A 2,529-nucleotide genomic window follows, 5' to 3' on the forward strand; every position below is an offset into this window, starting at 1 on the left:
ATTATACCCTCCGATGTGGATCCTGAGTACGGCGGAACACGTGAAATTCCGTCGGAATCCGGGAGGACCATCTCCCAAGGCTAAATACTCCCTAGTGACCGATAGTGAACCAGTACCGTGAGGGAAAGGTGAAAAGCACCCCGGAAGGGGAGTGAAAGAGATCCTGAAACCGTGTGCCTACAAGTAGTCGAAGCCCGTTAATGGGTGACGGCGTACCTTTTGTAGAATGGACCGGCGAGTTACGATCTCCTGCAAGGTTAAGCCAGAAAAGGTGGAGCCGCAGCGAAAGCGAGTCTGAATAGGGCGCATGTAGTAGGGGGTCGTAGACCCGAAACCGTGTGATCTACCCATGTCCAGGGTGAAGGTCAGGTAACACTGACTGGAGGCCCGAACCCACGTATGTTGAAAAATGCGGGGATGAGGTGTGGGTAGGGGTGAAATGCCAATCGAACACGGAGATAGCTGGTTCTCTCCGAAATAGCTTTAGGGCTAGCCTCAAGGCATGTATCTTGGAGGTAGAGCACTGATTGGACTAGGGGCCCCTACCGGGTTACCGAATTCAGTCAAACTCCGAATGCCAATGATATAACCTTGGGAGTCAGACTATGGGTGATAAGGTTCATAGTCGAGAGGGAAACAACCCAGACCGTCAGCTAAGGTCCCAAAGTATACGTTAAGTGGAAAAGGATGTGGCGTTGCCCAGACAACCAGGATGTTGGCTTAGAAGCAGCCACCATTTAAAGAGTGCGTAATAGCTCACTGGTCGAGTGACACTGCGCCGAAAATGTACCGGGGCTAAACGTATCACCGAAGCTACGGATTGTTCTTACGAACAATGGTAGGAGAGCGTTCTAAGTGCAGCGAAGTCAGACCGAGAGGACTGGTGGAGCGCTTAGAAGTGAGAATGCCGGTATGAGTAGCGAAAAAGAAGTGAGAATCTTCTTCACCGAAAGCCTAAGGTTTCCTGAGGAAGGCTCGTCCACTCAGGGTTAGTCAGGACCTAAGCCGAGGCCGACAGGCGTAGGCGATGGACAACAGGTTGATAGTCCTGTACCACCTCATAACCGTTTGAGCAACGGGGGGACGCAGGAGGATAAGGAAAGCGCGCTGATGGATATGCGCGTCTAAGCAGCGAGTGAGTCAGATAGGCAAATCCGTCTGGCAATCACAATCTGTGATGGGGAGAGAAATGAAGTATCGAAGTTCCTGATTCCACACTGCCAAGAAAAGCCTCTAGCAAGGTTAAAGGTGCCTGTACCGCAAACCGACACAGGTAGGCGAGATGAGTATTCTAAGGTGAGCGGGAGAACTCTCGTTAAGGAACTCGGCAAAATGACCCCGTAACTTCGGGAGAAGGGGTGCTTCTTGCATGAGAAGCCGCAGTGAAAAGGCCCAAGCGACTGTTTAGCAAAAACACAGGTCTCTGCGAAGCCGTAAGGCGAAGTATAGGGGCTGACACCTGCCCGGTGCTGGAAGGTTAAGGGGACGCGTTAGCCGCAAGGCGAAGCGTTGAACCGAAGCCCCAGTAAACGGCGGCCGTAACTATAACGGTCCTAAGGTAGCGAAATTCCTTGTCGGGTAAGTTCCGACCCGCACGAAAGGTGCAACGACTTGGGCACTGTCTCAACGAGAGACCCGGTGAAATTAAACTATGCGTGAAAATGCGCATTACCCGCGACAGGACGGAAAGACCCCGTGGAGCTTTACTGTAGCCTGATATTGAATGTTGGCACGATTTGTACAGGATAGGTGGGAGCCATAGAAGCGTGAGCGCTAGCTTACGTGGAGGCGCTGGTGGGATACCACCCTGATCGTGTTGACCTTCTAACCCAGGACCGTGATCCGGTTCGGAGACAGTGTCAGGCAGGCAGTTTGACTGGGGCGGTCGCCTCCCAAAGAGTAACGGAGGCGCCCAAAGGTTCCCTCAGAATGGTTGGAAATCATTCGAAGAGTGTAAAGGCAGAAGGGAGCTTGACTGCGAGACCGACAAGTCGAGCAGGGACGAAAGTCGGGCTTAGTGATCCGGTGGTACCGCATGGAAGGGCCATCGCTCAACGGATAAAAGCTACCCCGGGGATAACAGGCTTATCTCCCCCAAGAGTCCACATCGACGGGGAGGTTTGGCACCTCGATGTCGGCTCATCGCATCCTGGGGCTGTAGCCGGTCCCAAGGGTTGGGCTGTTCGCCCATTAAAGCGGTACGCGAGCTGGGTTCAGAACGTCGTGAGACAGTTCGGTCCCTATCCGTCGTGGGCGTTGGAAGTTTGAGAGGAGCTGTCCTTAGTACGAGAGGACCGGGATGGACATACCGCTGGTGTACCAGTTGTTCCGCCAGGAGCATCGCTGGGTAGCTACGTATGGACGGGATAAGTGCTGAAAGCATCTAAGCATGAAGCCCCCCTCAAGATGAGACTTCCCATCTGTAAAGAGTAAGATCCCTCAGAGACGATGAGGTAGATAGGTTCGAGGTGGAAGCATGGCAACATGTGTAGCTGACGAATACTAATCGATCGAGGACTTAACTAAAAA

Annotated in this window: 1 rRNA gene; it reads left to right on the plus strand. The window is 53.0% G+C overall.

Annotated elements, in window-relative coordinates:
• Positions 1-2,526 (plus strand): 23S ribosomal RNA (locus tag BM000_RS16515); the annotation flags it as partial.
• Positions 2,527-2,529: the final 3 nt, after the last annotated feature.

The sequence above is a fragment of the Amphibacillus marinus genome, assembly GCF_900110345.1.
In the GTDB taxonomy this organism is placed as follows: domain Bacteria; phylum Bacillota; class Bacilli; order Bacillales; family Amphibacillaceae; genus Amphibacillus_D; species Amphibacillus_D marinus.